The sequence below is a fragment of the Ruminococcus sp. 1001136sp1_2201st1_G3_2201SCRN_220225 genome (assembly GCF_040924365.1).
Lineage (GTDB): Bacteria > Bacillota > Clostridia > Lachnospirales > Lachnospiraceae > Blautia_A > Blautia_A faecis.
In genome coordinates this window covers 2,737-11,320 of sequence record NZ_JBCOME010000089.1, presented here as the reverse complement: position 1 = coordinate 11,320, position 8,584 = coordinate 2,737, and the positions used below count along the sequence as shown (strand labels likewise).

The following is an 8,584-nucleotide window of genomic DNA, read 5'->3' as shown; positions in this document are numbered from 1 at the left end:
CTCCAAAATGAAATGTAGGTATTTTTGTCGCTTACCTTTAGATATTTCACCTGTCTACTTGACAAGGGGCATATCAATTTGCGAACTATCGGTTTCTATAGTTTTATATAATTATCCAAGTAACTCCATTGAATTATTTGTATTTTTTTCATGGTTTAACACTCCGCTTAGGGACTCTGCCTGTTTCTGTTTATGTGCCCTGTCAATATGTGTGTATATATTCATGGTTGTTACAATATCTGCATGTCCCAGCCATTCTTGAATGTCTTTTGCTTTCCACCCTTGTTCATACAAAATACAGGCTGTCGAATGTCTCAAGTTGTGGAAAGTCAAATTAGGTTTTCCAAACATAGCAATCATCTTTTTATGGTGTTTGCTTACATAGTCTGGAAAAAAAGGTCTGCCATCTTCCCAGGTAAATAAGAAATCATTGTCTGTATAATTGTTTCCAAAAAATTTCTTGTAAAGTCTCTTCTGATCTATTACCTCTTTGAAAAAGGTAATAAGTTCATCAGTTAAAGGATATTCGCGTTCACTATCAAATGTCTTGGTAGCGTTCTCATCGTGAATATGCAGCATTTTTACAACTGTTCGATTTATGTACAATTTTCTCCTTGCAAAATCAACTGATTGTACAGTAAGTCCCAACACTTCTGATCTTCTAAGTCCAAACATCAATGTCGTATAAATCAGACCATAAAGAATATCATTTTTGTCCTTCAGAAACGTCAGGTAATCATTCACTTCCTTTACAGTAAAGAAAACAGGCTTTCTAGCCAATTGGCGATTCTTCTTTCTACTCACTGTGACAGTCAGTGCAGGATTATTTGTTATTAAGCCACGCTTTACAGCCCAATTCAAGGCGGATGTAATTATAAACTTCTGACTTCTGACAGTCCGTATAGCATACCCAGATCTTTCTCCTGTGTATCTATTTACCTTGCCTTCTTTGAGCATAAATTTACAATATTCCTCAATGTCTGAATAGGAAATTTCACTTAGTTTTATCTGATTCTCATTAAAATATTCCACAATAACTCTAGCATGAGTCTCGTAACTTTCACCAGTACATTCTCTGACGTCTATTTTGCGTGAAATAAGCCATTCCTTTACCCATTCAGAAAATAATACATCAGCTTGGTTTTCATTCCCTGTAGAGCCTTCTACGGACGGGATTTCGTTTTTACAAGCCTGCTGCGAGGCAGCAGCTGCACTTTGTTCTGTGTATTCCTGTAAAATTTCCTGTAGTCGTCTTTGAGCCAAGCGCTTATTTCCATTGATCTGTAATCCAGTAGCAATCCATTTTGTTTTCCCACCAATATTCAAAACAGCGTAGTAATAGCTTTTACCGCTTTTCATTGTCTTTTTCTGAAGTGTTCCAGTTACTTCATCCATATAATAGCCTCCTTGTATTTAAAAGGAGAAGAGCTTATTGCTCTTCCCCTAGTATGTACTCGCAAATAGATTGTTTTGGTATGCGGTATACCTTGCCAATCTTCTTGCCGAAAAACTTTTTACTTTTAATTAACCTGTAAACAGTTTTTCTATTTATCTTCAAAATCTCTTGAACTTCATTTACAGTCAAAATGTCACCATATTGTTCAAGCATATTATCACCTCTCAGATCGTTTGATATTCATCATAAATTCGTTTGAATACATCAAGTTTTATCCAATAAAACCGCTTTGAAGTTTTACTGCATAGTTTATGAGAATATCTTGTGTTATTGCCTTCCTGCTTCGGCAATAATATGTCGTCTTTTTTTAATGGATTCTTAAGCTCACGACTACTTTTATATGTAACTGCACAATTCATTTCCTTACAGTCATTCATATATATATCGAATAACTTATCGGGTGAAATATATACATAATATGAATCGAACATCGCCATGTTTTCCATGTCTACCTCATCCAGCTCTTCCAAATTCTCTTTTTCGGAAATGTCACACTGTTCTACTTTACCATTTTTCATTGCTTTGCACAGTGCCACAATAATCCTTATTCCAGGACTTATAATTCGAGACTCTTCGTAATTTTTCATTATTATTTTTTCAATGAGCTGCATGTCTGAATCCATATACCTCTGTACATCTTCATTTCTTACAAAGCCTTTTGTTACTGCATATGAGTAAAATATACTTACTTCAGCAGACATTATAGCAATGCAATCAATAAATCTGGCTGCCATATTAGGTGGAAAACTGCTCATGCGAGTTTTTACAAATTGTTGCTCAATGATATTAAAAACATCAGCAATATTTTCACTAATGAACTTTATATAGCCATACATAAACGTTGGCAAGTTTAATAGATTCTGTTGAAAATACGTTAATAGCTGTAAATCAATGTCACCTCGCTCAAAATCCAGTTTAATAACTCTCGTTAAATTGGATTCAAAACCTAAATCCAATACTTCTCCTGTCATTAAGCAGCAGCCCCTAACTGGACTATAACGCGAAACGTTATTAATTTTGGCATATGCCTCTGAACGCATTTTAGGCGTTCTGTCACCATATGTTTGAATAACATCATTTACCGTTTTCTTCTGTTGCTTCGCCCAAACTGGATCATCATATGGTAAAATATCATCTACCATTAGAATAGCATCCCCATAAGTCGATGTTTTTTCCATAATCGCCGCATTGGTAGAATCAAATCTGATATCAGCTGCAGCTTTCGTATTGCGATTGTATAGCCTAGTAAATATTATTCCAGTTACTGTTTTTTGGGAATTGGTTGTCCCTATAAGAGCAACTACAAAATTTATAGGATGTCCCACCTCTTGAAAAAGTGTCGTCATCACAGCCAGACATGTATAGTGAAATAAGAAGACTGAATTTTCCGGCTTTCTAGCTGAAAGAAATTTCATCTTCCAAAAATCATTAAAGGTCTCTGTGGCATCAATCTTCTTAGGATCATACGTATACTTGTACTCCACTTCAGCCCGATAGTTGCAGTTCGGCATACCTATAATTCCTGCATCCGTCAAATAGCACCATCTGTCTTTAATTTGCTTCCAGCCAGTGCTTTTATAGCGTACCTCCGTTCGGAAATTACGCAGACTTACTAACAACACCATATATTGTCTAAATGCTTTTTTAGCATCTGCATCAACCTCCCGATAGGCTCTATCTGCGGTGTACTTCATTAACTTATTATAATCGTACAATGCACCTACAGAAGTTTTCACTGTAAAATGTAATCCCATGCACTCTATATCAAGAACCCATTCGGTTGTCTTTTCTGTTCGCACAACCTCATTTTGTGCGTTGGAAATTTCCTCAACGTATATAATCTCTGTCTGAATAGTAATCCAAATGTTTCCAATTAACGTCTCAGAACCATTTGTCGGATCTATATACACTAATTCACCATTCTTGAAAACGTAATTTCCCACACTTCTTTCGGTTGTAAAATTAATTGTAGCATTAGTGATTTTCGCTTGATTTAAGCTAGTGATTTGTTTTGGATCTGTGTATGTAACTTGAACTTGTTTCGTGTGTGTATTCAGTGATTGTATTGCCGTAAAATCTTTATTATTATCTGTGGATTCAACTGCTTTTTTTAATTTTACATCATTATGTTGCGGTATCACAGTACCGTGTGTTGAAAAGAAGTCATTTGAAGGAGTAAGTTGTTCCTCCAAATTTCTCATCATTGCTTCTTCATTTTCTCTTCGCGCTATCGCGTCCCAGTTTTCTGTTTCACGTAAATCATCACGATACCTCTGTATTCTCTCTTTGCTGATTCCATTTATTCCTTCCTCTGGAATCTCATCCAAATTGATGTCTCTGCTACAAGGAAAACATTCTGTCAATTCTTCCTCAATTTCCTGTTCTGCTTGTTCAATTCGTGCTTCTTCTTCCATTTCAAGTAACCAACGATAAAATTTCTCAATATCTGCTTTGGGAAATCCATGGATTCCTTCGGCTGGAATACTTTCAATATTAATTGCTTGACTATTCGGAAAAATCTCCCGAAATGCTTCAAATTTCTCTTCTTCGGACATCTCCTCATAAAGAGGTACTTCATACTCTCCGAAAAACGTTTTAATTCTTTTGGGCATAAAAAAACCTCCTAACGATAAAGCTCGAATTATTCATAATAATTCCTCCTTTTAATATACTTAATTACTTATTTCTCATCTTTCGTAGTATATTAATCAGCTTTCGTGTACTATGATAATCCTTTTTATCTAAGAGGTACTTCAAATTATCTTATAATTTTTGTGTTACATGTAACATACCACAATATTAGGCTTTGGTCAAGCTTTTTTGCAAATTCTGCTCTTTTTCTTTTCCCATCGCGGTATATCGACCTTATCTAGCTAACAGCCATATCATTTCTAATATATAATGCTCATTTTAACATAATTTCCCAAAATTCCCTTATTCCCAGCATATAAAAGGTTAAGTTGTACTATATTTCACGTTCTATATATGTCGGGGATAATGGGATTTTGGGGAATATTCTGCTCAAGGCTCGTATTCCTTCACCAGCTTGTAGAAGCTAGTCCTCTTCAGCTGCATTTGCGTCATTGCCTCTTTTGCTGTGATTTCTCCCTGCTTCCATTTCATATAACAAGACTGCCACTGATCTGGATATTTCACAGCTGGACGTCCCAGATGTTTTCCTTTCAGCTTAGCAGCCTCAATTCCTTCTCTCTGACGTCGTTTAATAGTTCTGCGCTCTTCTTCTGCAATACTGGATAATACCTCAATTAAAATATTATTTACCATATCAATGATCCAATCCTGTCCCTCTGGAACTTCGATCATTGTAGTTGGTAAGTCTAACACAATAAGTCGAATCCCATTTTCTTTAAACCAGCGTAATTCCTCATTGATCTGTTTTTTGTTTCTGCTTAACCTGTCTAATGATTTTACATATAAAATATCTCCATACCGTAACCCCAGAGCTCCTTTTAATGACTGATAACCTGGTCTGTTTAAATCTTTTCCGCTGGCTTTGTCTGTTACAATAAAATCACCTGGTACATATTTTTTTAGCTCAAATATCTGTCTATCCAAATTCTGTCCATTACTGCTTACTCTGGCATACCCAAATTTTCTGCTCTCCATATAATCTCCTTCCTGTTCGTATAGCTACACCTTTTCGAACATCTCAATATACCCTCATATTCCCATGAAATCTTGTTCGAAAAAGTATAGCAGCATTAAATAAACATATTCGAAAAATCAATAACCTTAACGAATACCAATTAATCTTCTTTAAACACTTCTTCTACGATTGTTTCCAAAGCCACTAAAATAGCTAATATGATTTTTCCCATGTGCTCACCTCCATTTCATATTGAAAAAAGGCAGAACCCATTATCGAGTTCTGCCTTATATTTATATATCACTATTATAATATACTATTGAAACTTGTAACTTGAATATCTCAATTACCCCTTATTTCTTTCATATTGTTTGGCAAAATCCTCTGCCAATGTCCAGCCCATGGCTTCTGTCAATCCAGCAGCTGTAGTAGCATTAATAGCATTTCCAACCCCTGGAATCCAACCAACCAAGAACTGTGTTAAAGTTCTTCCTATTGTGCTTGCTGCAACAGAAGCAATCGCTGCCTTTGCAGTAGTTTCTGTTAATTCAATATCGAAAACTTTTCCAAGCGAAATTGTCATAGTCAGCTGAATAGGTGTTAATAACGCATTGTCACTACCAGGAACCTGTGCCAGTCCTGCACCTACGCCTGCTGCCGCAGCGCTTGCCGTATGGATAATTGCATTACATTTAATCTTCTGATCGTTAGTCATATCTCTTCCTCCCATTACCATTTCTTAACCATGAGTAAAGTATCTGTATTCTGTACTCTTACTCATAAAATGCTCCACACTTCCTACACCTTCCAGACCCTATCCCTGTAGTGCCACAATTAGGACATTTTTTTCTTATTCCTACAGGAATAGTAAAATCTTTTGAAATATGTCCACATTTCACACACCACTCTCCACTAACCGTTATGATAAGTGTGTCCTTTCCACATTCAGGACATTTTCTCCCTGCCATTTTACCATCTCCTTATTGGTAAGAAGCTCCACAAGTTCTACATTTTCCATTGAATACTGTAAACTGACCACAATTAGAACACTTCTGTCCTCGTCCCCCTTTACCTTCGTTTGCTGGAACAATCATTGTGTAACCACATTTCGTACATTTTCTTCCACTCACAGTTTCAAAAAATGTAAACTGTCCACACTTAGGACAAATTTTCCCTGCCATTTCCCTACACCTCCGTTTAAATTTTGTATATATGAGCATATATATACTCATATATAGATATACCATATTTTCATACATCTTACAAGATAGCTCAATCAAAAATATAATATCTTTTAGGAGGTATTTATAACCATGAGAGTAAAGAAAGAGAATCCCTTACGGCAGCTTCCTGCTAATTCTAATAACTATGGAGAAATCAAGATTCATTTAAAAGAAATTCTTGAGGAACGTGATATATCACTTAACCAGCTGTCGTTTCGTGCTGAAATGCAGAGGACACAGCTCCGCAACTACAGAGATAACAAAATCCAGCGCCTTGATATAGATATCTTGAACCGACTTTGTTACGTTTTGGAATGTGATCTGAATGATTTAATAGAATATATTCCCCCAGAAACAGAATAAAAGGTCTTGCACTTTAATCTCTGCAATGACCTTTTATTAGTCTACTAAAAATTTACATAGAATGCTCAATTTGTCAATCGTCCTATACCGCTCTAAAAATTTTCAACTTTTCTTTCTCATAAGCTGAAATGGCTTAAATACAAGGAATTTTTACGAATACCACACAAAATGCTGCAAAATCAAGGTTCTAAAATACCTCAAAAGACCTTTGCGAACACTCAAATGGATAATACCACTTAGAGTTCGGGACGCAGAGGTCGTGGGTTCGAATCCCGTCACTTCGACTACTTGGCAGGAGCGCCGAAATTCTTGAGAAATCAAGGGTTTCGGTGTTTTTTTATGTTTAAATTTTCTTCTTTTTTCGAAAGCTATATTCTATTTTAACTATTTAGGTATAGAAATATTTATTTTTTGTGCTAAAATATCTTTATCGGGCAGAGAGGATTTTCCTCTCCCAGAGTTTGTTGAAACAAGCTCTAACACAAAAGCAAAATACCATAAAAGCACCAGGAGGATGAACATGAAAAGAAAAAGAAATTTGTATCATTTATGGTTTTGTTTTGCCATGCTTCTGTTTCTGGCGGTTCCTTTTAAAGTAAAGGCGGAAACTGCCACAACGCCAGTAAGCATTTCTGTACAATATGGACAGACAGAAGCACGAACAATTCTGAATATGATCAATGAAATGCGTACAAGCAGCACAGACGCATGGTATTGGAAGCAAGACGATACAACCAAAACATATTGCACAAATCTGCAGCCATTGCAGTATGATTACGATCTGGAAAAAACAGCTATGCAAAGGGCCGCTGAAATTGCAATTATTTATTCCCATACACGTCCAAATAACAAAGACACCTTCTCCGCATTTTATGAAAATTCAGTATATTATACTTATGCAGGCGAAAATATAGCTGCGGGATATGGAACTGCTGACAGTGTCAACGACGGCTGGAGGGAAGATAACGAGCTTTACGCCGGTCAGGGACACAGGCGAAATATGCTTAATTCTAAATTCAACTGTGTCGGAATCGGTCATGTATACTACAATGGCTTTCACTATTGGGTGGAAAATTTTGCATACAGAGATAAAGTTAATACCACCCCTGTAAGTGCAGACAACACAGAAACTACCCTTACAATTCCAGTTGCAACATCAAAAATTTCTAATTTTAATATTACTTTTGACAAAGATGAGTATTCTTTAAAAACAGGTGAAAGCACTTCCATTTCCGTATCAGATCCAACGATTTCCGTTTTCGGACACTGGGGTTCCAGATTTGTTTTTGTGACTGATACCCCAGATTTAACAATTGCTGATTCGACAGTCGCTACCCTTTCGGGTACCATAACTGGAATTTCTGAAGGCGATACTACAATTAGTGCTTCTCTTTACGGTCTGACCGCGCACCAGACAGCTGCTGTCAAAGTACATAATTGTGAAAATCACTGGGACGATGGAAAAATAACCACAACCCCCACCTGCACTAAAACTGGCGTAAAACAATACACCTGCACCATCTGCAGTGAGACTAAAACAGAAGAAATTGCTGCATTAGGTCACGATTACAGTTCCGACTGGACTATCGATACCGCTGCTGCCTGCGAAACAGTCGGTAGCAAGAGCCATCACTGCACACGCTGTGACAGCAAAATAGATGTAACTGAAATTCCTGCTTCCGGTCATTCCTGGAATGATGGTTCAATTACCACTGAGCCTACCTGTACTGATGAGGGTGTAAAAACCTTTACCTGCAATTCCTGTGGTAAAACAAGGACCGAGGAAGTCGCTGCTCTGGGTCACAACTACAGTTCCGACTGGACCATTGATACCGCTGCTGCCTGCGAAACAGTCGGCAGCAAGAGCCATCACTGCACACGCTGTGACAGCAAAATAGATGTAACTGAAATTCCTGCTTCCGGTCATTCCTGGAA

8 protein-coding genes are annotated in these 8,584 nt (G+C 37.0%); 2 read left to right on the top strand and 6 right to left on the bottom strand.

Annotated elements, in window-relative coordinates:
- Window positions 1-111 precede the first annotated feature (111 nt).
- The 6 genes from AB5642_RS18960 to AB5642_RS18935 form a co-directional block, all read right to left on the bottom strand.
- A complete protein-coding gene (locus tag AB5642_RS18960; RefSeq protein WP_173719749.1) occupies window positions 112-1,395 on the bottom strand; it encodes a site-specific integrase in 1,284 nt (427 codons plus the stop codon).
- 34 nt (window positions 1,396-1,429) lie between these two features.
- Window positions 1,430-1,609, bottom strand: a complete 180-nt coding sequence (locus AB5642_RS18955; RefSeq protein WP_173719750.1) for a helix-turn-helix domain-containing protein — start codon at window positions 1,607-1,609, stop codon at window positions 1,430-1,432.
- Window positions 1,610-1,620: 11 nt separating this feature from the next.
- On the bottom strand, window positions 1,621-4,068 hold the full coding sequence (locus AB5642_RS18950; RefSeq protein ID WP_368371853.1) for a hypothetical protein: 2,448 nt from the start codon (window positions 4,066-4,068) through the stop codon (window positions 1,621-1,623).
- A gap of 409 nt (window positions 4,069-4,477) precedes the next feature.
- Entirely contained in the window at window positions 4,478-5,083 is a 606-nt protein-coding gene (locus AB5642_RS18945; RefSeq protein ID WP_173719069.1) for a recombinase family protein, read from the bottom strand.
- Window positions 5,084-5,409: 326 nt separating this feature from the next.
- Window positions 5,410-5,778 carry a hypothetical protein gene (locus AB5642_RS18940; protein WP_173719068.1) on the bottom strand — a complete coding sequence of 123 codons (369 nt, stop codon included), beginning with the start codon at window positions 5,776-5,778 and terminating at the stop codon, window positions 5,410-5,412.
- A 58-nt stretch (window positions 5,779-5,836) separates the two neighbouring features.
- Window positions 5,837-6,031, bottom strand: coding sequence for a hypothetical protein (locus AB5642_RS18935; protein WP_173719067.1), 195 nt, complete (start codon window positions 6,029-6,031; stop codon window positions 5,837-5,839).
- 345 nt (window positions 6,032-6,376) lie between these two features.
- Here AB5642_RS18935 and AB5642_RS18930 point away from each other — a divergent pair, with 345 nt between their 5' ends.
- The gene (locus AB5642_RS18930) at window positions 6,377-6,649 is read left to right on the top strand and encodes a helix-turn-helix transcriptional regulator (RefSeq protein WP_173719066.1); all 273 of its coding nucleotides are present in this window, start codon (window positions 6,377-6,379) and stop codon (window positions 6,647-6,649) included.
- Between the two features lie 520 nt (window positions 6,650-7,169).
- On the top strand, window positions 7,170-8,584 hold a 1,415-nt coding region (locus AB5642_RS18925; RefSeq protein ID WP_368371850.1), incomplete at its 3' end, for a CAP domain-containing protein.